Here is a 20,981-nt window from a genome sequence, read left to right on the forward strand (position 1 = left end):
TTATGCGGTATTAGCAGCCATTTCTAACTGTTATCCCCCAGTGTGAGGCAGGTTATCCACGCGTTACTCACCCGTCCGCCACTCAGTCAATCAGAAATCCATCCGAAAATTTCATTCTGATTGCTTCGTTCGACTTGCATGTGTTAGGCACGCCGCCAGCGTTCATCCTGAGCCAGGATCAAACTCTCAAATTAAAGCTTCGTTAGAAGCGGGCTGATTGACTCGGTCAATCAGATTCCTCTGTTTGATTCTTGGTCTTAGACTACTTAGCTTGGCTATAGTTATCTTTAACCTTCATTACTTGGTTTTGTTCCGAATTTTCTCAAATCCAAAGGTCTAAACCAGACCTTTTGTTTTTAGAATTTTCAGGGTTTGTGTATTATTCAGTCTTCAATTGTAAAGGTACATGACACTTGGGCCGGACCAGATCTTATCTTGTCCCGTTCAAACGCCGAACGCAGAAGGAGGGATTTGAACCCTCGCGCCGCTACTAACGACCTACTCCCTTTCCAGGGGAGCCCCTTCAACCTCTTGGGTACTTCTGCTTGGTTGAATCTTGTTACTTATTATATTATATTCTCGCAGGCAAATCATACAAATCCGTCTGCAGCGGAGAGAGTGGGATTCGAACCCACGCGCCCTTGCGGACAAACGGTTTTCAAGACCGCCTCGTTATGACCACTTCGATATCTCTCCAAACGTGCTTTTCAATATTACAGGACTTTAGCAGTTTTGTCAAGTGTTTTTTTGATTTTTCTCAAAAAACTTTTTTGTCAGTGTTTTTTGTCTTGCTGCTCTTCAGCGGCAACTCGATTAGTCTATCACGTATTTCGACAGAAGTCAACACTTTTTTTATCTTTTTTTCTTTAATATTGCTTCCGCTATGAGCAGGTCTTCCGGAGTGGTGATCTTTATGTTCTCATAACTGCCGTTTGTCATGTGTACCCTCACCCCCATCTGCGCCTCCACCACCATGGCATCATCTGTCACATGGGTGCAGTCCTCCCTTAACTGGCGTTCAAAGGCTTTGGTGATCAGGGGTACGGAAAATACCTGAGGGGTCTGGGCCTGCCAGATCAGGCTGCGGTTGGGACTGTCCACCACAAAGCCCTTCTCATCCACTCGTTTGATGGTATCCTTTACAGGCATCCCCACCACACAGGCATCCCAGCGGCATACATCCTCATAAGCGCGTGCAATGATATCCGTTGTCACAAAGGGACGTGCTCCATCATGTATGAATACATAGCCGTTTTTCCTGTCTGCCCATAGTCCCTCATCTTCCTTTTCATCCCGGTCCATCACGGTGCAGAGCGCTTTCCACACACTTTCATATCGTTCGCTCCCCCCCGCCCCCACGGTGGAAACCTTACTCAGCTCATACGCAGGGATCATTTCCCTTGAACAGTATCCAACATGCTGCGCATCTGTCATCAGGATGATCTCATCAATCAAAGGGGAAGCCTGAAATGCCTCAAGGGCATGGACCACCACAGGCTTTCCCCCGATTTCCAGGTATTGCTTTGCGGTCTGTGTCTCCATTCTGGCGCCCTTTCCGGCTGCCAGCACCACAGCGGTACAATATTTCTTATTCATATCTCCTACCGTTCTCCAAGCTTAAGATTGGGAATCGCATTCAGATCCCAGCCTGAGACATTTCCCTTCAGATACTCATAATATGCAGCCACGCCGATCATGGCGGCATTATCCGTACAATAAATAGGGGACGGGTGATAGAACCGGATCCCTTCCCTTTCACATGCCTCTGCCATGGCGCTTCTCAAAGCGGTATTGGATGCAACACCCCCGGCTATGGCTAATTTCTTGTAGCCGTATTCCCTGGCCGCCAGGATTCCCCTGCTTACCAGGGACTCCACCACGGAGTTCTGGAAAGAGGCTGCCAGATCAGGCACATATATCTCCTGCCCGGTCATGCGCATGTGATTAATGTGGTTCAACACAGCTGACTTAAGGCCGCTGAAACTGAAATCATAGGGCGCTCCCTCTACCTTTCCACGGGGAAACTCCATGGCATGGGGATTTCCCTCCCTAGCTGCCTTGTCCACCTTAGGGCCGCCGGGATATCCCAGCCCAACCGCCCTGGCCACCTTGTCAAAGGCTTCCCCGGCAGCATCATCCCTGGTACGTCCGATAATTTCAAATTCCCCGTAATCCTTTACAATCACAAGATGAGTATGGCCTCCGGATACGATCAGGCACACAAAGGGCGGTTCCAGGTCCTGATTCTCAATAAAATTGGCTGATACATGGCCTTCGATGTGGTGAACCCCGATCAAGGGCTTTCCGGCTGCGTATGCAATGGCCTTAGCCTCTGCCACCCCTACCAGCAATGCTCCCACCAGCCCGGGTCCATAGGTCACCCCAATGGCGGTCAGGTCCTCCAAAGTCACGCCTGTCTCTGCCAGGGCCCGCTGGATCACATAATTGATCGCCTTAATGTGCTCCCTGGAGGCGATCTCAGGGACCACTCCTCCATATATGGTATGGGTGCTGATCTGGGATGAGATCACATTGGACAGCACGGTCCTTCCGTTTTTCACCACAGAAGCAGCCGTCTCATCACAGGAACTCTCAATTGCAAGTATTAATATATCTTCTAATGTATGATCCATCATTTTTCCATCTCCACTAATAGGACATTATTCTTCATCAAACTCCAGTTCGGCGGTCCAGCCATCCCTGGCCGCTTTGGCACGGGGGAAAATGCTTCTCACCTCATCCATATACTCCTCCGGCTTGATCAGGGACGGGCTGTAATGGGTGAGCCACATCTGCTTTGGCTGTGCCTCTTTGGCCAGGGCCGCGGCCTCATAAAATGTCATATGCTTGTTTTCCTTTGCCTTGACCGCCTTTTCCTTTTCACCGTACATTCCCTCGCATATAAAAAGATCTGCCATGGAAGCATACTCGGCGATCACCGGCACCGGTCTGGTGTCTGTACAGTAGGTAACCTTAAGCCCCCTGCGTTCTTCTCCCAGAACCATATCCGGGGTCAAAAGCCGCCCCTCATACTCGATCTCCTCGCCCTTTTGCAGCCGGTTCCAGAATTTCTGGGGAATGTCCTGGGCTCTGGCCCGCTCCACATCAAAACGTCCTTTTCTCGGTATGGTAATGGAATAGCCGTAGCAGATCACATTGTGGTTGACCCGGTAGGCATCTATCACATAAGGGCCCATTTCCATGCGTTCCCTGTTCTCGGTAAGTTCTATGAACTGCAATGGAAAAGGCAGTTCCGGGGCTATGGTCCTGAGAGCCGTCACCACCCGCTCAAGGCCCTTGGGCCCGATCATGGTCAGGGGTTCCCTGCGCTCAGCATTGCCCATGGTAAGAAGCAGGCCCGGCAGGCCGCTGATATGGTCCGCATGATAATGGGTAAAACAGATTATGTCAATGGGTTTCGGGCTCCATCCCTTCTCCTTTAGTGCGATCTGGGTTCCCTCACCGCAGTCTATGAGCAGATTGCTTCCCCCGCATCTGGCCATCATGGAGGTAAGCCATCTGTATGGAAGAGGCATCATGCCTCCGGTTCCTAATAAACAAATATCTAACATATTATTTCCTCATTTTTCTTGGAGCGTGTATGAAAATCCATTTTTGGAACGCTCTGATACGTATTAACTCAGGAAATCATATCACATTTTATTAGGAATAATCAAGTAGGGCTGAAAAAGTTATGGAAGATAGGAAATAAAAAAGTCCAGAGGACCCGGGATTAAACCTCCGGACCTCTGGATCCTATGATATGATTCCCTACCGGGATTGATCGGCTGCAGCTGCAACTCGTTTTACCAGATATAAAAATTCATTGCTGTAGTCATCTTCTTTTATACGTTTTAGATCCTGGAGCCTGCTGATCACAGATGCGTAAGAGGCATTGGATGCATATTCCGATGATTTCAAAAGAAGACCTGTTTCAGCCACACAGGAGGCAAACACCATATCCTCCGGCATCTGGGTGTGGAAGCTGTCATCCTTTACCGGATATTCCAACAGGTCGCTCCTGTCCTGGTCCGGCTGTTTGTAGCGGATCTTTATGGTGAGCCACTCATCGTCATAGGCAGGCGGCGTATCCGTGTCCGGCGCCTGGGATGTCTCCTTGGGCCGCGTCTGGTATTTGAGGCTGGTTTCCGGAATCAGTTCCCTGGAGTCAGCGGGGATCAGTTCATACAGAACCGTTACCCTGTGTCCTGCCCCGATCTCTCCTCCGTCCTTGGTGTCATCCTCAAAGTCTTGGTCTGCCATCACCCGGTTCTCATAGCCGATCAGACGGTATCCTTTAATCCTGGCGGGATTGAATTCCACCTGGAACTTCACGTCTTTGGCAACCGTAAAAAGGGTGCCGCCCATTTCCTCCACCAAAACCTTTCTGGCCTCCGCAATACTGTCCACATAGGAGTATTGTCCGTTGCCGTTATCTGCCATGGCTTCCATCTTGTTGTCTTTTAAATTGCCTGTTCCAAATCCCAGAACTGACAGGAATACACCTCTGTCCTTTTGGTCCTTGATCAGCCGTGTCAGGCCGCCCTCGCTTGTGATCCCCACATTTAAGTCTCCGTCAGTGGCAAGGATAACCCGGTTGTTGCCGCCTTCAATATAATGCTTTTCCGCCAGCTGGTAAGCTGTCTCTATGCCCCTGGAACCGTGGGTGCTGCCTCCGGCCGAGAGATTCTCAATGGCTGTCATGATGGATAACCTGTCTTCACCGGCAGCGCCGTCCAAAACGATCCTGTCATCGGAGGCATAGGTCACTATGGAAATGGTATCGTCACTTTTCAGATATTCCGTCATCATCAGGAATGCCCGTTTTACAAGATCCAGCTTGTCAGGCGCCTCCATGGACCCGGATACATCCAGCAAAAAAACCAGGTTGGACTTTGGCATGGTGCCTTCATCTAACTTCTCAGCCTGAAGGCCGATCTGAAGCAGATCATGCTTGTCATTCCAAGGGCACTGGGCCAGCCTGGCGGTAACTGAAAACGGCTCCCCTTCCTTGGGTTTTGGATAGTCATAGTAAAAATAGTTAAGCATTTCTTCGATCCGCACCGCGTCCTCAGGCACCCGGTCGCCATCCAGGATCATCCTGCGGATGTTGGCGTAGGATGCAGTATCCACATCCGCCCCAAAGGTGGATAGCGGCGCATCGGCCACGGACATAAAGGGATTCTCCAGATAATACCGGTATTCCTCCGTGTTGTGTACCGGCCGGCGGCTGTCCTCCCCGATTTTTTGTCCCGGGGCCGGGAAACCGCTGTCCCTGCCGGCGGCAGCCCAGGTTTCCGCTGCTTCTGCCGTATCATAGGCAGGCGAAACCGTTGTGGCGGAAAGGGCTGCCGTGGCCGCTGCTTCCTTCTGTCCTCCTGCGGCACACCCGCCCAAGAGACCTGCGGCCGCAAAAACTGCCATAAGCAGGCAGATCCATCCGGCTCCTTTTTTCATAATCATCTCCTCCTTTGTGCTGCCCTGCCGGCAGCATTTTCCTGTTGTGATCCCAACATATCAAAAAAGGAGGAGTGTTGCAATAGGCTTAATAAAAGCATAAAGAAAGCCTAAGATTTCGTACTTAATCCTTACAAAAACTTATAGTAATTCCAGTTGCTCTTCTGTTTCCACCGGAAGTTTAAATCCGGATATCATTTCATCATAACAGTCTTCACACAAATCAAAATGATGGATCTGTCCATCTTTTTCAGAAAAATAATCCCATGCATGGTCAATACCAATGGAGCCTTCCCGGATGATCCCGTGCTCCACGACCAGCTTCTTTCCGCAGCAGTTGCAAAGGACTGCCTCCAGCTGCCCGTTTCTATTGTACCTCTTCATATGAACCCTCGCCTTTCTCTTTCATCGTGTCCTTTCATCCATCCCCTTAAATCTTTACCTAACCAGCTGCCGCGGCCTATAAAGCCATGTGCTTGCTGCCTTAAAGAAAAAAATGAAGAGGAATGTCCGATTCCCCTTCATTATATACACAAAATATTCATATTTTAAGTGGAAATTGTTTCAAATTTCCCGATTCCACATGATGACCGCATCCTCCTGAGGGCTGTGGTAGTACCCCTTGCGCACGGCCTCCTGCCGGAAACCGTAGGATTCATAAAGCTTTCTGGCTCCCTCATTGCTCTCCCGTACCTCCAGGGCAATGGCCCGTACGCCTCTGGTTTTGGAAAATGAAACCATGGCATCCATGAGTTTCCTCGCGATCCCCTGCCTGCGGTAATTGGGATAAACGGCGATCCGCTGGATTTCTCCCTCGTCCGCCAGAACCCTGATAATGGAGTATCCCAAAATCCGGTCATGATCCTGATACACAAAATAAGTGTCCAGCCTGCTGTCCAGACCGGAACGGATCAGGTTTTCAGACCAATACTCTGAAAAACACACCCGCTCCAGGCGTGCCACCTCCTCGATGTCCTTCCCAATCATGGGGCGTACCCCTGTAATCAATTCCATGCTTCCACTCCCATTAATAATCTCCGGGCAGCTTTTTGGCCGCTCCCTGCTCAGAAGCCTCTGCCTCCCTCTGGCGCTCTGCCTGGGGTTTTCTCAGATATTCCGGTGTAAATTCCTCCGGACTTACCACATGTGCGCCCTTATACGCAGGATCTTCCCCAAGGGCCCCCATCCCCAACGCAGCCACGCAGGCCGCTCTCTGGCGGTTCATCTGAGGCGGCGCAAATACATAGGGTACCTGCATCTCCTCCTCAATGATTTTCTGATACACAGGTACTCCGTCACCCAGGAATATAACCTTCTCACCCTTCCGGTTTAAAAGCCGGGCCAGCTCCCTCATATCCATGGGACACTGTTCCATCAGCACCTCCAGGCCATCCTCCGTCCGGTACAGCCCGGTGTACACCTGGCTTCTCTTGGCATCCATAATAGGGCACACAAGGCCGGCTGCCCCCCACATATTATATGCCATGGCGTCTACAGTGGGAACATGGATCAAAGGCTTTTTAAGGGCCAGTCCCAATCCCTTCGCCGTGGCCGCCCCGATGCGCAGACCTGTGAAGGAACCCGGACCGCCTGCCACTGCAATGGCATCCAGGGTGCCCAGGTCCAGGTCCAGAAGCTTTACGATCTCATCCAGCATGGGAAGCAAGGTCTGGGAATGGGTCTTTTTAAAATCCACGGTATATTCAGCTGTTAAAATGTCATCGGTCACCAGAGCAACACTGGCCACCAAAGATGAACTCTCAATGCCTAAAACTCTCATCAATTTTCCTCCACCAGAATACGTCTGTAATCAAAACCCTTTTCCAGATCCTTCTCAATGGTCACCTGGGTTACATGATCGGGCAGTATGTCCCGGATCAGGCCGGACCACTCAATCAGGCAGACTCCCTCCCCAAAAAAGCAGTCCTCATATCCGATCTCATCCATCTCACTGATATCCCCGATGCGGTATACATCAAAATGATACAGTGGAAGCCGGCCCTCATCATATTGCTGGACAATGGTAAACGTGGGGCTGTTCACCGGCTCATCAATTCCAAGGCCCTGTGCAAAGCCCTGAGTAAATACAGTCTTCCCCACTCCCAGGTCGCCGTTTAAGCAGACAATCTGGCCCGGTACGGCCTCCTGCCCCATTTTCCTCCCCAGTTCATATGTGTCCTCCGGTTTCCATGTCTCATACACCATCATTGTCAAATTCCTTTCATGGTAAGGGCGATCCTCTTCTTGGCAAGGTCCACGCTGATGATCTTCACATCCACAATGTCCCCCACGCTCACTGCCTCAAGAGGATGTTTAATATATTTGTCCGTCATCTGTGAGATATGTACCAGACCATCCTGGTGCACACCGATATCCACAAAGGCGCCAAAATCAATTACATTTCTCACGGTTCCTTTTAACACCATCCCCGGCTTCAGATCCTTCATCTCCAGAATGTCGCTTCTGAGAATAGGCCTTGGCATCTCATCCCTGGGGTCCCTTGCGGGTTTTTCCAGTTCCCCTGCAATATCCCGCAGGGTGATCTCGCCCACTTCCAGCCGTTCTGCCATCTTCCTGTAATCCGTAATCTTCCTGCTGATTCCCTTAAGGCCGCCCTGGTTCAGTTCTGCCAGGTCATATCCCAGTGTCTCAAGCAGCTTTTTCGCCACCTCATAGCTCTCCGGATGCACGCTGGTACCGTCCAGAGGATTCTCTCCCCCTGCGATCCTCATAAAACCTGCGCACTGCTCAAATGCCTTGGGACCCAGCTTGGCCACCTTAAGAAGCTGCTTACGGTTCTTAAATGCACCGTTCTCCTCCCTGTAAGCCACAATATTCTTTGCCAGGGTCTTGTTAATTCCGGAAACATATTCCAGCAGGGAAGCGGACGCCGTGTTCAGGTCCACGCCCACCTTGTTCACACAGTCCTCCACAACGCCTTCCAGGGTTTCTCCCAGATGCTTCTGGTTCATATCATGCTGGTACTGTCCCACGCCAATGGATTTGGGATCGATCTTCACCAGTTCGGACAGCGGATCCTGTAAGCGCCTTGCAATGGAAACCGCACTTCTCTGTCCCACATCAAAGGCCGGAAACTCCTCTGTGGCAAGCTTGCTTGCAGAATAGACGGAAGCCCCTGCCTCATTGACAATCACATACTGGACCTGCTCCTTGATCTCCTTTAAAAGATCCACGATGATCTGTTCCGATTCCCTGGATGCGGTTCCGTTTCCAACGGAGATCAGGGAAATGTTGTATTTTCGGATAAAATCCTTCAGGATCTTCTTGGCCTCCGCCACCTTATTCTGGGGCGCGGTGGGATAAATCACGACCGTATCCAGCACCTTCCCCGTGCTGTCCACCACGGCCAGCTTGCAGCCTGTGCGGAACGCAGGATCCCACCCCAGGACCACACGGCCCACAATGGGAGGCTGCATGAGAAGCTGCTCCAGGTTCTTTCCAAATACCTTGATCGCCCCTTCCTCAGCACGTTCCGTCAGCTCGCTGCGGATCTCCCTTTCAATGGACGGTCCGATAAGCCTTGCGTAACTGTCAGACGCCACTTCCTTCAGCAAAGGAGTGGTATAGGGGTTGTCCCTGACAATGGTCTGCTTTTCAAGGTACATCAGGATCTGATCCTCAGGCGCAGCAATTTTCACCGTCAGGATCTTCTCATTCTCTCCCCTGTTTAATGCAAGGATTCTGTGCCCTGCGCATTTTTTCACCGGCTCTTCGTAGTTATAGTACATCTCATAGACGGACTGGGCCTTCTCATCCTTGGCCGCGGACTGGATCACTCCCTTATTCATGGTGGCATTCCTGATATAAGTGCGGTACTCCGCGTTGTCCGAAATGCGCTCGGCCAGAATATCCTTGGCCCCCTGAATGGCATCCGCTGCCGAAAGCACGCCCTTATCCTCTGAAATGTAGGCGGCAGCCACAAGTTCCAGGGGTTCCTTTGTCATCTGTAAGCTGATGGTGTCCGCCAGTGGTTCCAGGCCCTTTTCCTTTGCGATCATGGCTCTGGTACGGCGTTTTGGCTTATAGGGCCTGTATAGATCCTCCACAGCCACCAGGGTCTGTGCTTCTTTTATCTTAAGCTCCAGCTCAGGAGTGAGCTTTTCCTGTTCGGAGATAGATGCAATCACCTGGGCTTTCCGTTCCTCCAGGTTGCGCAGATATCTCAGCCGCTCATCCAGATTACGCAGCACCTCATCATTCAGGGAGCCGGTAACCTCCTTGCGGTACCTTGCGATAAAGGGAATGGTATTTCCTTCATCGATCAGCTTCACAGCCGCTTCTGCCTGATGGCGGCCGATATTTAGTTCTTCCGCCAGTTTCTTAATAATATCCATGGATCAACCTCACATATCTGTAATCTAACTGTTTTATTATAGTGCATTGGGTCTTCTTATGCAAGTTCTCTTACAATGGAATTGTCTTCATCTGGACAGGTGGGGCATTTCGTGATAAAATAAGCAGGATAACAATTAGAATATGACCGTAAGAATTTACAGAAAGGCATTTGTTCAGAATGATGAATAATACTTTAAATAAGCGAAAGCCCAATGCAAATAACCAGCAGAAGAATTCAACTTCCGCTGAGCGTCTGGCTACCTGTTCCATGATTGCAGGCATCACAGGCCTGATCTGCAGCCTCTTTTATTTTCCGGCTTCCCTGATCAGCAGCAGCAATTCCTCTACCGGCCTGATCTGCGGCGTACTTGGGATCGTCTTGGCTTTCATGTCCAGGAACGCGGATGTGAGCGGTAAAAAGGATTTCAGCGCCCGGGCCATCGCGGGCCTTGTGCTGAGCGCCATTGCCATTGCCCTGACCTTTTTCTTTTTCTATCTGCTGCTCCGCTATTACGAAGTCCTCAGCGACCCTGAACTGGGACCTAAATTCAATGAGTACATCAACTACCTGCAGCAGCAGCTCAACCAGCAGATGCACTTGTCAGGCGGTTCCTCCTGGATCCATTTTTAAGGAACCGGCAGGACAGACCGCTAACTCCACAGCGGCAGCAGGTCGATGCCAAAGAATACCAGCATCACATTTTTATAGATCCAGTTTACCACCACAATCCCTGCCGCAATGTACACAAACAGCGTCTCATGCCCCAGATACCATCTGGGGTTTTTTAATGCCCTGGACAGGGCAAAGCTGATAAGTTCCACGGTGAGGACCAGCACAGCGTAAAGAATCAGGGGATGATACTGAAAACTCATCCTCAGATTCCCATGAAGCAGCGCCCTCACCGCCCTGGTGCCTCCGCATCCCGGGCAGTATAATCCTGTTATAAGCTGAAACAGGCAGGGAAGCCCCTGCCTTGTGATCCATTGAATCAGTGTTTCCATGAAGTCCTTTCCTCTAAAGCATAATCTCCGGCCGGCCCGCATTGCATCGCACTATGCGGTATTGTCCCACGCGGTATTATATCATGGCCCGGATCATCTGCTTGATTCCGTAATCAGAGCGCGCCTGCTCCGCACTGTCGTAGGCCACGGCAGCTGCCTTGAACTCGCCCTCACTCATCTCAGCAGTGAGCACAGCAAATTCATCCATGCCGTAAAGCTCCACGACCTCCACCTTGCCGAAGATGCGCTTGATATCCTCTTCCTTATTGCGGTAAGAGCCTGCTACCCGGACAAAATAGCGGAACCTGGCAAGGTCCATGGACTCGATGGCCTGTTTTTCACTGCTCCAGCCCACGGCCAGGCTGCGCTCCAGGTTTTGGGCAGCCTCAATGATGTCCGCCACAACCGCGCTGGCTGTTGGAAGCTTTCCTGCCCCGCTTCCATAGAACATGGAGGTTCCCAGCATATTTCCCTTTACCATGATCCCGTTAAACACATCATTGACAGAATACAGGGGATTATTCTTCTGGATCATCACCGGAGTAACAAAGGCATTAACCTTGCCTCCCGCCATACGGCTGGAGCCAAAAAGCTTCACCGAGGTCCCCATCTTTTCCGCATATTTGAAATCAATATCCGTGATCCTGGTAATCCCCTCCGTATAAATATCCTCAAAGTTCACTTCCCGTCCAGTTGCCATGGCTGTCAGAATGGCAATCTTTCGGCAGGTGTCATGTCCTTCCACGTCAGCCTCCGGGTTGCGCTCCGCATATCCCAGGTTCTGCGCTTCCTTCAGGGCGTTCTCAAAGGATTCACCCTCTTTATCCATCTTGGTAAGAATAAAGTTGGTGGTTCCGTTTAAAATACCTGTAATTTCCTCGATCCGTTCCCCCATCAGACAGCGGTATAAGGGCCTTATAATGGGGATTCCTCCGCCTACACTGGCCTCAAACAGGAAATTCACGCCCTTCTCCCGTGCAACGGCCAGAAGCTCTGTGCCGTAAGCAGCCACCAGCGCCTTGTTGGAGGTGGCCACATGCTTGCCGGCCAAAAGGCAGGCTTTTACAAAAGGATAGGCGGGATTCAGACCGCCCATGGTCTCCACCACGATGTTGATCTCCTCGTCCTGTTCGATCACCTTAAAATCATGGACGATCCTGTCCGCCACCGGGCTGTCGGGAAATTCCCTCAGATCCAGGACATATTTTAACTCCACCTCCTGCCCCGCCTGCTTTGCGATCACATCCCTGTTCTGCTCCAGCACCTCTGCCACGCCGGAACCAATGGTTCCATAACCCATAATTGCTATCTTGATCATAATCCTTACACTCCCTGTGTTTTATTTTCCAGGTCCCTGCCCGGACGCGTCTCAAACTTCATCTTTGCCCTTAAGGCATCTCTATTCTCTTGCAAGTATCTTTACATAGTGGATTCCATCCAGGACCTCCAGCTCATCGATCATGCTGGACACATTGCCTGTGTTGTCCCTAACCTCCACACTGAGAGTAAGGGTCGCCACACCGTTAACCGGAATACTCTGGTGAATGGTCAGGATATTAGCCCTGTACACCGCTACCACATGAAGAAGGTCACTGAGCAGCCCCTGCTCGTCATCCATCTGCACCACCAGTGTAATGGTCTTGCCTTTGGTATTATCATAAAAGGGGAAAATATCGTCCTTATATTTATAAAAGGAACTGCGGCTGATTCCCACCTTATCCGTTGCCTCCTGCACTGTAATGGCGCGCTCTGTTTCCAGGAGCTTTTTCGCCTCCACTACTTTTAAGAGGACCTCCGGCACTGCCTTCTGCTTTACCACAAAGTATTTGCTTTTATCTTCCATTCTCCAATCCTTTCATAGGTCAGCATTTATGTCCGTATTAGGAATACATCTGTACTCATGAGGAAGATATTAGCATACTTTTCTTTTAAATGCAACTACTTTCCTGTATTTTCTCCCGCACAAGAAGGAGGAAATGTTAAAAAGCAGCCAGACAGGGCGTACACCGCTCTGACATGGCTGCTTATTATGATTCTTCTTCAACATGGGACCGCCGCCCTATTCCTGCACATGATATCAGTCTTCCGGCACATCATTCTTATTCGGGCACCCCAGGCTCATCCAACGCAGGTATGCGCTGATAAAGGGATCCAGCCCTCCGTCCAGCACAGCATCTACATTGCCGCTCTCCTCCCCGGTCCGGTGATCCTTGACCATGGTATACGGCTGGAGCACATAGGAGCGGATCTGGCTTCCCCAGCCATTCTCCTTCACATCACCGCGGATCCCGGCTGCCTTGGCCGCCTGTTCCTCCTGTTTAAGCATAAACAGCTTGGATTTCAGCATCTGCATGGCCTTATCCTTGTTCTGGAACTGGGAACGCTCATTCTGGCAGGTCACCACAGTTCCCGTGGGAAAATGGGTGATACGGATCGCAGAAGAAGTCTTGTTGATGTGCTGTCCGCCTGCGCCGCTGGAGCGGTAGGTATCAATACGGATATCATCCGGATTAATCTCTATATCAATATCCTCCTCAATGTCCGGCATGATATCGCAGGACACAAAGGATGTCTGGCGCTTGCCCGCCGCGTTAAAGGGTGAAATACGCACCAGGCGGTGCACTCCGTGTTCAGAGCGCAGATAACCATAGGCATTCTCTCCGTTGATCTGTACGGTAACGGATTTAATGCCGGCCTCGTCTCCGTCCAGGAAGTCAAGCACCTCTGTCTTAAAGCCTTTTTTCTCTGCCCACCGGCAGTACATCCGGTACAGCATGCTGCACCAGTCGCAGGACTCCGTGCCGCCCGCCCCCGCGTTCAGGCGCAGGATGGCGTTGTTGGCATCGTATTCGCCGGAGAGAAGCAGCTTCATGCGCATCTTCTCCAGGGTCTCTGCAAAATGACTGAGCATTTCCTCAATTTCAGGGATCAGGGACGCGTCATTTTCCTCATATCCCATCTGTATCATGACCTGGATATCGTCATACTCCTGCTCCAGTTCCCTGAATGTCTCCACTTCGTCCTTCAGATTCTTGGCTTCCCGCACCATTCTGGTGGATTTCTCAGGATTATCCCAAAATCCGGGCTCTTCCATGGATTTATCTAATTCATCGATTCGTCTGACCTTATTATCCAGGTCAAAGTGAATCCCTCACTTCCACTAATGGTTTGTCATACGTTGATAACGTATATTTAAAATTATCTAACTCTACCACAGCTTCACCCACTTTCATATTATTATTTGATATCTGAATCTGTATTCCTTCATTTCGGTCTTTATTTGATCCTTCCGTGACACTGCTTATATTTCTTGCCGGAACCGCATGGGCACGGATCATTGGGGTAGATCTTCTGCTCGGCCCGCTTCTTTGGAGCGCTTGCCAGGGAAGTATCCTTGTTGGTGCCCGTTACCTTGGCAGCCTGCTCACGCTCTACCTTCTGCTCCACCCTGATGTGGAACAGGATACGCACCGTATCCTCCTGGATGGATGCCATCATGGACTCGTACATCTCATAGCCCTGCATCTTGTACTCCACCACCGGATCTCTCTGGCCGTAAGCCTGAAGGCCAATGCCCTCACGCAGCGCGTCCATATCATCCAGGTGGGCCATCCACTTGTTGTCGATCACCTTTAACAGGACCACGCGCTCGATCTCACGGATCTGCTCCGGCTCCGGGAATTCAGCCTCTTTTGTTTCGTAAAGCTTAATGGCTTCTTCCTTCAGGTTATGCTTTAACTCATTCTTCTTCATGGATTTCTTCTGATCATCATTTAAAATGACCGGCTTCAGCGGAATCACCGGAAGAAGAAGGTTATTCAGTTCTTTCAGGTCCCATTTGTCCGGTGACTGATCATCGGAAATAGACATATCAACCGCATTCTCCACCGTGTCCGTGATCATCTTAAGGATCAGGTCGCGCATGTTGTCGCCGTCCAGTACCTTGCGGCGCTCAGCATAGATAACCTCACGCTGCTCATTATTCACTTCATCGAACTTAAGCAGCTGCTCGCGGATACCAAAGTTGTTGCTCTCTATCTTCATCTGTGCTTTCTCAATTGCATTGGAAAGCATCTTGTGCTCGATCTGCTCGCCTTCCGGTACACCCATGGCCTCAAACATGGCCATCAGCCTGTCTGATCCAAAGAGTCTTAAAAGGTCATCTTCCAGCGACAGATAGAATCTGGATTCACCGGGATCTCCCTGACGTCCGGAACGGCCGCGCAGCTGGTTGTCAATACGGCGGGACTCATGGCGCTCCGTACCGATGATCTTAAGGCCGCCCAGTTCCTTGGCTTCCTCATCCAGCTTAATATCCGTACCACGGCCCGCCATATTGGTGGCAATGGTCACGGATCCGTGGATACCGGCATCTGCTACGATCTCAGCCTCCAGTTCATGGAACTTGGCGTTCAGCACCTTATGCTGGATGCCGCGCTTGTTCAGCATCTTGCTAAGCAGCTCGGAAGTCTCAATTGCAATGGTACCAACCAGCACCGGCTGGCCCTTTTCATACGCCTTTGCAACTTCCTCAACCACTGCTTTATATTTTTCCTTTTTGGTCTTGTATACCGCATCCTCCATATCCTTACGGACCATAGGACGGTTGGTGGGGATGACGATAACATCCATGGCATAGATGTTACGGAACTCCTTCTCCTCGGTCTGGGCAGTACCAGTCATACCTGACTTCTTGGTGTATTTATTAAAGAAGTTCTGGAACGTAACAGTAGCCAGTGTACGGCTCTCACGGCGCACATTCACATGCTCCTTGGCTTCGATGGCCTGGTGAAGACCGTCTGAATAGCGGCGGCCCGGCATGATACGGCCTGTAAACTCATCTACAATAAGAACTTCATCATCCTTTACAACATAGTCCTTATCACGGAACATCAGGTTGTTGGCGCGCAGTGCCAGAATGATATTATGCTGGATCTCCAGGTTCTCGGGATCAGCCAGGTTCTCGATGTGGAAATATTCCTCCACTTTCTTTACGCCCTGCTCGGTCAGGTTCACAACCTTATCCTTCTCATCCACAACAAAGTCGCCTGTCTCCTCGATCTCCTCGCCCATAATGGCATCAATCTTGGAAAACTCCTTGGAAACAGTGCCGCGCTCCAGCTGGCGGGCCAGCACATCGCAGACCTCATACAGCTTGGTGGACTTGCCGCTCTGACCGGAAATGATCAGAGGAGTCCTGGCCTCATCAATCAATACGGAGTCAACCTCATCAATGATACAGTAGTCCAGATCCCTTAAAACCAGCTGCTCCTTGTAAATGGACATGTTGTCACGCAGATAGTCAAATCCCAGTTCATTATTGGTAACATAGGTAACATCGCAGGCATATGCCGCCCTGCGGTCCTCGCTGTTCATGTCGTTAAGCACTACGCCTACGCTCAGTCCCAGGAAACGGTGTACCTGGCCCATCCACTCGGCATCACGCTTTGCCAGGTAGTCATTGACCGTAACGATCTGCACGCCCTTGCCCTTTAACGCATTCAGATAGGCAGGACAGGTGGAAACCAGCGTCTTGCCTTCACCTGTACGCATCTCGGCAATACGGCCCTGGTGAAGAACAATACCACCAATCAGCTGTACAGGGAAATGCTCCATATTCAGGGTTCTTCTTGCCGCTTCCCGAACAGTGGCAAATGCCTCCGGCAAAATGTCATCCAGTGTGGCTCCCTCAGCCAGCCTTTCTTTAAAGATCCTGGTCTGGTCGCGCAGTTCCTCATCTGACTTGGCCATCATGTCAGTACGCATGCTTTCAATCTTTGCCACGATTGGCCTTATCATCTTCAGTTCTCTTTCACTGTGAGTCCCGAACACCTTTTCAATTACGTTCATGGTATACTCTCCTAACTTCTTCCTTATATAATAGAAACTAATTTTCAACCAGCGCCTGTATGTGCAGCATTTGCAGGCACAGCTGTGTCCATGCCCGGTACTGCATCGCAGTACTTATATTATCTGCCCTCTGATTCCAGTTTATTCCTTATCTTTCCACAATGCCCGCTATGGGGCTTTCCAGATAAAATACTGCAAATACTCCGCCTATGATACAATCTTACTTATTGTAGCACTTGGAAGGAATTTATTCAACGGGTTAATGAAAAATTAACATTTTGGACATAAAATCAACGGTATTACAAGGTTTTCCAGTTTCCGTGTCACTTTTCTGTGCCTCCCGGGACCGTATAACATGATATAAAATAACATGAATCTACGCGGGTGCGGTCCCATCCCATCCTCTTTTTACATACTCCTTCCCTTTGATCCCCTATTTAATTCATTCACAAACAATTTATTATTTATCTTGACAATGACTCAAAACAAGGGTATACTGAATTTATATTTTTTATAAGATTCTGATTTCACATGTTTTTGTAAGTCATTATTCCTATGATGGTTTACAAAAATATGTGATTTTTTTATTTTATCAAAAGGTATAATAAAATATCAGGAGGTATCTTTCATGAATAAAGGTACAGTTAAATGGTTTAACTCACAAAAAGGATTTGGTTTTATCACTAATGCAGAAAATGGCGAGGACATATTTGTTCATTTTTCAGGAATCGCTTCCGATGGTTTTAAGTCATTAGAGGACGGTGCATCCGTAACCTTTGACATTACCAACGGCAATCGCGGTCTGCAGGCCGTTAATGTCTGCGCAGCATAGTATTAGTTAAGAAAAAGGCCTGACGGTCCTGTATAGAAAAATACGCACCATTAAACAATCCCCGTTAAATGATTGAGCAGAATCTGTTCAGAAAGGTGGTAACCTGTTTAAAAAAGGAGATTTTATATTTTATGGAACCGTAGGCGTCTGCCGGGTGGATGCTATATCAAAGACCGACTTCTCAGATAATGACAAATTATATTACCGTTTAATTCCAAAGTTTGAGTCTAACAGGACAATCAGCATTCCTGTAGACACGAACAAAGTAATGATGCGTGATATTATGACAAAAGGCGAGGCGCAAAACTTCATATTATCCTGGCCCTATGTCAAGTGCAGGGGATATAAGAATGACAAAGAGCGCCCTCAAATTTACAAACAGATATTCCAATCCGGAAGTTGTACAGAATTAGCTGCAATGATCAAGGAAATAACGCAGATGGAACAATCCCGAAAAAGTAAAGGGAGGGTTTTAAATATCCGTGAAAAAGATGGTGTTAACAATGCCCGAAGATTACTCTTTGGTGAGTTAGCCGCCGCATTGGATATATGTCCGGATACGGTACCTGGCTATATACACGATCTAACCGGCTGCATTTGTTAAGTATTAAGATATCCCAATCGGCTGGCATACGATATCAGGCATGGATATCTTATCGCTTCAGGACAACTCGTCTCCTAATAGGAGGCGGTTGTCCTTTTTCTTTAAACAAAGCCGCTTCAGCTTAGTATTCTGTCCATACTTATGGTCAACCAAGCACATTGCACAAAAAATGTGTTCGATTTTTTACCTGTCCACATTATCCCCAGAAGTTTATGCACATTACCCCCAAAGTTATCCACATCCCAGTTTGTCCATTTTAAGGCAAAATTTAGTTATACACCGACTTATCCACATTATCCACAGGTTTATAAGTTTTTGCTTTCAAACTTTACCTGGCCTTAACATAAATTTTATTTTTGTACACTTCTAATAAACTTGCGTATTTCGGGAGAAAATACATGGTTTACTCTTGACATTTTTGAATGGTTTCTATTAGTAATTCAATACTTATCCACATGGTTTGAAGATTATTTTTATAAAAAATTAAGATAAATTGTTAGGCAATTTATAGGATCTGATTGTAATTTTATACTAAATATGTTATAATGTCACTATCTCAAGTAAAGGAGTTGGTGATTATGCGTTATACCATAACAGGACGAAATATTGAGGTAACTCCAGGTTTGAAGGCTGCCGTTGAAAAGAAGATAGGCAAGCTGGAACATTTCTTCACTCCGGACACCGAAGTAATCGTTGCGCTGAGCGCGCAGAAAGACAGGCAAAAGATTGAAGTGACCATCCCGGTCAAGGGCAATACCATCCGGGCTGAGGAATCAAGTACAGATATGTATGTATCCATTGATCTGGTGGAAGAAGTGATCGAACGTCAGATCCGGAGATATAGAAAGAAACTGATTGACAAGAAACAGGCGGCAGTTTCCTTCTCCCAGGCATTTATCGAGGAAGAGGATGAGATTCAGGATGACGAGATACAGATCGTTAAAACCAAGAAATTCGCCATCAAGCCAACTATTCCCGAAGAAGCCTGCCTGCAGATGGAGATGCTGGGACATAACTTCTACGTCTTCTTAAACGCAGACACCGACCAGGTGAACGTGGTTTACAAGCGCAAGAACGGAACCTACGGATTGATCGAACCGGAATTCTGATCATAGAATAGACAAGCCGGCAGCTGTGTGATGCAGCTGCCGGCTTTTAATATATATCCCTTATCTCTATCTCGCTTTAGCCCTACAGGCCATACCCTGCCCCCTTCATGGCAGACATGGCGTCCCTTGTATACCTTGCCAATGGATGGCTGTCCCATTTATTTTTTGATCCCATTATAATTGCAAAAAAGCCGCAGCCGACATGGTTCATCATTCCCATATCTGCTGCAGCCTTCCTTCACCCCTAGGCTTTACTCAATAACCATCAATCCAGGAACGTAACAGCCTTACACGGCGTCCTGTAATTCGCAGGCGAGATACAGATACCGGTGGTAGGATTGCTGGCATGAATGACCTGTCCGCCTCCGATATAAAGCGCCACATGATTGATATAATCGCCGCTGGCATAGAACAGCAGGTCTCCCGGCTTTGCCTCGCTGACGGAGATCGTCTTTCCCCTGGCCGCCTGGTCCCTGGAGCTTCTTCCTGTGCTGATGCCGAAATGAGAGAAGATGCTCTGGGTAAATCCGGAACAGTCAGCACCGCTTGTAAGGCTTGTCCCACCGTACACATAAGGATTGCCCAGGAACTGCTTTGCATAGGCCACCACCGCATTCCTGGTCGCAGATACCACTTCGGAGGACGAGGTCCCCGGTGAACCCGGTCCCTTGGACTGGGTGCTCTCTGTGGCTTTCTGGGTGGTAGGCGCGGCCACAGTGCTGTCATTGCCGTTCTCCGGATTAGCCGCTATGGTCTGGACTACCGGATCCGTTCCCTTTGTCTCCTCTTTCTTAGGTGCGGCAGTGGTAGGAGCTTCCGTGGTCTTCTGGGCTTTGGTGGTGGCTTCCGTGGTCTTCTTTTCAGCTTCCTTCTTCTTAGCCTCCTCCAGCGCCTTGATAGCTTTTTCCGCATCTTCCTTGCGCTTGGCTTCCTCCGCTGCTTTCGCCTTCTCCTCCTCCACGGACACGGCTTTGTTAAACTCCACACTGGTCTTCATGTATTCCTTAAACACATATCCCTCCAGATCCGAATCCACGGAAACCTTCAGGAAATCCCCCTCCTCCCCGGTGACCACATAGTGGGCCCCCTCTGAGAGAAGGGTCAGGGTCTTGCCTTCCAGGTTGGGCGTATCCCTTAGGCGCAGGCTGGGCGTGCCCACGATGGTACCGTAGGTGGTTCCCACCTCCTTGGCCTTGGCCTCCGCCTGCTGCCCGGTCACAAAATATTCTGCCTTTATGTAGCCGGTCACTGAGCCGGACTGTATCTTATACCATTTACCGCCTTCCCCATCCACGGTATCCAGGATGGTGGCAGCGGAATCATTAAAGATCTTGCCTGTAACACCGCTGGCGGTATTGGCTTCGGTCCGGATATTTACAGAACCGTTGACCTTGGAAACCGCCACATTGTCATAGGCTGATGATTTTGATGCCTTTGTTTCTTCGGGTGCCTGCGCCGCCTGGGCAGCCTGGCCTACTGAAGCGTCCGCTCCGGAGGAGTCCTGGCTGTCCCCGGCTGATGTACTCTTACTGTTTCCTCCGCCGCCCTGATTCTTTCCGGCCCTAGTCTCTATATCGGAATAGATGGATGCCAGCTGTTTCTCCGGCTCCGTATTACCTGCATAGAAGTTGTTCAGGGCCACGGATATGCCTGCCAGTGAGGAACCTGTCTCCAGATTGGTGGATGCCATAGCAGGAATTGCAAAGACACAGCTGCACGCACTGCTCACAGCCAGTATTTTCATCCAATTCTTCATCTGAACCGTATCCCC

The 20,981-nt window shown here is 49.6% G+C and carries 20 protein-coding genes, 2 tRNA genes and 1 rRNA gene; 4 read left to right on the forward strand and 19 right to left on the reverse strand.

The annotated features are described in order from the left end of the window. The 12 genes from HMPREF9469_RS25805 to HMPREF9469_RS25860 all read right to left on the reverse strand — a co-directional run. A 16S ribosomal RNA gene (locus HMPREF9469_RS25805) occupies positions 1-194 on the reverse strand; the annotation flags it as partial. Between the two features lie 262 nt (positions 195-456). Further along, positions 457-545 (reverse strand) — tRNA-Ser (locus HMPREF9469_RS25810). 65 nt (positions 546-610) lie between these two features. Beyond that, positions 611-696 (reverse strand) — tRNA-Ser (locus tag HMPREF9469_RS25815). Positions 697-852: 156 nt separating this feature from the next. Beyond that, entirely contained in the window at positions 853-1,596 is a 744-nt protein-coding gene (gene ispD, locus HMPREF9469_RS25820; RefSeq protein ID WP_007869165.1) for a 2-C-methyl-D-erythritol 4-phosphate cytidylyltransferase, read from the reverse strand. A 5-nt stretch (positions 1,597-1,601) separates the two neighbouring features. After that, a complete protein-coding gene (tsaD, locus tag HMPREF9469_RS25825) occupies positions 1,602-2,636 on the reverse strand; it encodes a tRNA (adenosine(37)-N6)-threonylcarbamoyltransferase complex transferase subunit TsaD (RefSeq protein WP_007869168.1) in 1,035 nt (344 codons plus the stop codon). Between the two features lie 24 nt (positions 2,637-2,660). After that, positions 2,661-3,572: a ribonuclease Z gene (locus tag HMPREF9469_RS25830; protein ID WP_007869173.1), complete on the reverse strand. Its 912-nt coding sequence runs from the start codon at positions 3,570-3,572 to the stop codon at positions 2,661-2,663. Positions 3,573-3,771: 199 nt separating this feature from the next. Beyond that, the gene (locus HMPREF9469_RS25835) at positions 3,772-5,457 is read right to left on the reverse strand and encodes a vWA domain-containing protein (RefSeq protein ID WP_007869175.1); all 1,686 of its coding nucleotides are present in this window, start codon (positions 5,455-5,457) and stop codon (positions 3,772-3,774) included. Between the two features lie 141 nt (positions 5,458-5,598). Beyond that, the gene (locus HMPREF9469_RS25840; protein WP_007869178.1) at positions 5,599-5,841 is read right to left on the reverse strand and encodes a hypothetical protein; all 243 of its coding nucleotides are present in this window, start codon (positions 5,839-5,841) and stop codon (positions 5,599-5,601) included. Between the two features lie 180 nt (positions 5,842-6,021). Then, positions 6,022-6,471, reverse strand: coding sequence for a ribosomal protein S18-alanine N-acetyltransferase (gene rimI / locus HMPREF9469_RS25845; RefSeq protein WP_007869181.1), 450 nt, complete (start codon positions 6,469-6,471; stop codon positions 6,022-6,024). A gap of 13 nt (positions 6,472-6,484) precedes the next feature. After that, on the reverse strand, positions 6,485-7,237 hold the full coding sequence (gene tsaB / locus HMPREF9469_RS25850; protein WP_007869183.1) for a tRNA (adenosine(37)-N6)-threonylcarbamoyltransferase complex dimerization subunit type 1 TsaB: 753 nt from the start codon (positions 7,235-7,237) through the stop codon (positions 6,485-6,487). Continuing rightward, entirely contained in the window at positions 7,237-7,662 is a 426-nt protein-coding gene (tsaE, locus tag HMPREF9469_RS25855; protein ID WP_040417433.1) for a tRNA (adenosine(37)-N6)-threonylcarbamoyltransferase complex ATPase subunit type 1 TsaE, read from the reverse strand. Before tsaE ends, tsaB begins: the two co-directional genes overlap by 1 nt. 5 nt (positions 7,663-7,667) lie before the next feature. Then, on the reverse strand, positions 7,668-9,812 hold the full coding sequence (locus HMPREF9469_RS25860) for a Tex family protein (protein ID WP_007869188.1): 2,145 nt from the start codon (positions 9,810-9,812) through the stop codon (positions 7,668-7,670). A gap of 179 nt (positions 9,813-9,991) precedes the next feature. On the opposite strand from HMPREF9469_RS25860, the gene HMPREF9469_RS25865 reads away from it, so the two are divergent. Further along, positions 9,992-10,444, forward strand: coding sequence for a DUF4190 domain-containing protein (locus tag HMPREF9469_RS25865; protein WP_007869190.1), 453 nt, complete (start codon positions 9,992-9,994; stop codon positions 10,442-10,444). A 20-nt stretch (positions 10,445-10,464) separates the two neighbouring features. Here HMPREF9469_RS25865 and HMPREF9469_RS25870 read toward each other — a convergent pair whose 3' ends face one another. The 5 genes from HMPREF9469_RS25870 to secA form a co-directional block, all read right to left on the reverse strand. Then, complete coding sequence (locus HMPREF9469_RS25870) at positions 10,465-10,815, reverse strand: DUF2752 domain-containing protein (protein ID WP_007869192.1); 351 nt, start codon at positions 10,813-10,815, stop codon at positions 10,465-10,467. A gap of 76 nt (positions 10,816-10,891) precedes the next feature. Then, entirely contained in the window at positions 10,892-12,133 is a 1,242-nt protein-coding gene (locus HMPREF9469_RS25875) for a homoserine dehydrogenase (RefSeq protein WP_007869200.1), read from the reverse strand. An 81-nt stretch (positions 12,134-12,214) separates the two neighbouring features. Next, positions 12,215-12,658 carry an ACT domain-containing protein gene (locus HMPREF9469_RS25880; RefSeq protein WP_007869203.1) on the reverse strand — a complete coding sequence of 148 codons (444 nt, stop codon included), beginning with the start codon at positions 12,656-12,658 and terminating at the stop codon, positions 12,215-12,217. A 234-nt stretch (positions 12,659-12,892) separates the two neighbouring features. Further along, positions 12,893-14,030, reverse strand: a protein-coding gene (prfB, locus tag HMPREF9469_RS25885; RefSeq protein WP_117452023.1) for a peptide chain release factor 2 whose coding sequence is annotated in 2 segments (ribosomal slippage) — positions 12,893-13,954 and positions 13,956-14,030 — 1,137 coding nt in all. Because the reading frame shifts where the segments join, the coding sequence is not laid out codon by codon here. 61 nt (positions 14,031-14,091) lie between these two features. Then, positions 14,092-16,665 (reverse strand): preprotein translocase subunit SecA, encoded by a 2,574-nt coding sequence (gene secA, locus HMPREF9469_RS25890; protein WP_007869207.1) that lies wholly within the window; start codon positions 16,663-16,665, stop codon positions 14,092-14,094. A 628-nt stretch (positions 16,666-17,293) separates the two neighbouring features. Here secA and HMPREF9469_RS25895 point away from each other — a divergent pair. From HMPREF9469_RS25895 to hpf, 3 genes are all read left to right on the forward strand, one after another. Then, entirely contained in the window at positions 17,294-17,497 is a 204-nt protein-coding gene (locus HMPREF9469_RS25895) for a cold-shock protein (protein WP_007869208.1), read from the forward strand. A gap of 103 nt (positions 17,498-17,600) precedes the next feature. After that, positions 17,601-18,101: a CarD family transcriptional regulator gene (locus HMPREF9469_RS25900; RefSeq protein WP_040417408.1), complete on the forward strand. Its 501-nt coding sequence runs from the start codon at positions 17,601-17,603 to the stop codon at positions 18,099-18,101. 578 nt (positions 18,102-18,679) lie between these two features. Continuing rightward, complete coding sequence (gene hpf, locus HMPREF9469_RS25905; protein WP_007869210.1) at positions 18,680-19,210, forward strand: ribosome hibernation-promoting factor, HPF/YfiA family; 531 nt, start codon at positions 18,680-18,682, stop codon at positions 19,208-19,210. 82 nt (positions 19,211-19,292) lie between these two features. On the opposite strand, the gene HMPREF9469_RS32200 is transcribed toward hpf, so the two are convergent. Together HMPREF9469_RS32200 and HMPREF9469_RS25910 are read right to left on the reverse strand one after the other, a co-directional pair. Continuing rightward, positions 19,293-19,430, reverse strand: a complete 138-nt coding sequence (locus tag HMPREF9469_RS32200) for a hypothetical protein (RefSeq protein WP_156199993.1) — start codon at positions 19,428-19,430, stop codon at positions 19,293-19,295. A gap of 45 nt (positions 19,431-19,475) precedes the next feature. After that, positions 19,476-20,954: a C40 family peptidase gene (locus tag HMPREF9469_RS25910; RefSeq protein ID WP_416390401.1), complete on the reverse strand. Its 1,479-nt coding sequence runs from the start codon at positions 20,952-20,954 to the stop codon at positions 19,476-19,478. Positions 20,955-20,981 lie beyond the last annotated feature (27 nt).

Origin of the sequence: [Clostridium] citroniae WAL-17108, assembly GCF_000233455.1 — a bacterium.
Classification (GTDB): domain Bacteria; phylum Bacillota; class Clostridia; order Lachnospirales; family Lachnospiraceae; genus Enterocloster; species Enterocloster citroniae.

Coding starts and splice junctions, on each gene's coding strand:
- ispD (WP_007869165.1), bottom strand. CDS start 1,596: ATGAATAAGAAATATTGTACCGCTGTGGTGCTGGCAGCCGGAAAGGGC.
- tsaD (WP_007869168.1), bottom strand. CDS start 2,636: ATGATGGATCATACATTAGAAGATATATTAATACTTGCAATTGAGAGT.
- HMPREF9469_RS25830 (WP_007869173.1), bottom strand. CDS start 3,572: ATGTTAGATATTTGTTTATTAGGAACCGGAGGCATGATGCCTCTTCCA.
- HMPREF9469_RS25835 (WP_007869175.1), bottom strand. CDS start 5,457: ATGAAAAAAGGAGCCGGATGGATCTGCCTGCTTATGGCAGTTTTTGCG.
- HMPREF9469_RS25840 (WP_007869178.1), bottom strand. CDS start 5,841: ATGAAGAGGTACAATAGAAACGGGCAGCTGGAGGCAGTCCTTTGCAAC.
- rimI (WP_007869181.1), bottom strand. CDS start 6,471: ATGGAATTGATTACAGGGGTACGCCCCATGATTGGGAAGGACATCGAG.
- tsaB (WP_007869183.1), bottom strand. CDS start 7,237: ATGAGAGTTTTAGGCATTGAGAGTTCATCTTTGGTGGCCAGTGTTGCT.
- tsaE (WP_040417433.1), bottom strand. CDS start 7,662: ATGGTGTATGAGACATGGAAACCGGAGGACACATATGAACTGGGGAGG.
- HMPREF9469_RS25860 (WP_007869188.1), bottom strand. CDS start 9,812: ATGGATATTATTAAGAAACTGGCGGAAGAACTAAATATCGGCCGCCAT.
- HMPREF9469_RS25865 (WP_007869190.1), top strand. CDS start 9,992: ATGATGAATAATACTTTAAATAAGCGAAAGCCCAATGCAAATAACCAG.
- HMPREF9469_RS25870 (WP_007869192.1), bottom strand. CDS start 10,815: ATGGAAACACTGATTCAATGGATCACAAGGCAGGGGCTTCCCTGCCTG.
- HMPREF9469_RS25875 (WP_007869200.1), bottom strand. CDS start 12,133: ATGATCAAGATAGCAATTATGGGTTATGGAACCATTGGTTCCGGCGTG.
- HMPREF9469_RS25880 (WP_007869203.1), bottom strand. CDS start 12,658: ATGGAAGATAAAAGCAAATACTTTGTGGTAAAGCAGAAGGCAGTGCCG.
- secA (WP_007869207.1), bottom strand. CDS start 16,665: ATGAACGTAATTGAAAAGGTGTTCGGGACTCACAGTGAAAGAGAACTG.
- HMPREF9469_RS25895 (WP_007869208.1), top strand. CDS start 17,294: ATGAATAAAGGTACAGTTAAATGGTTTAACTCACAAAAAGGATTTGGT.
- hpf (WP_007869210.1), top strand. CDS start 18,680: ATGCGTTATACCATAACAGGACGAAATATTGAGGTAACTCCAGGTTTG.
- HMPREF9469_RS32200 (WP_156199993.1), bottom strand. CDS start 19,430: ATGGGAATGATGAACCATGTCGGCTGCGGCTTTTTTGCAATTATAATG.
- HMPREF9469_RS25910 (WP_416390401.1), bottom strand. CDS start 20,954: ATGAAAATACTGGCTGTGAGCAGTGCGTGCAGCTGTGTCTTTGCAATT.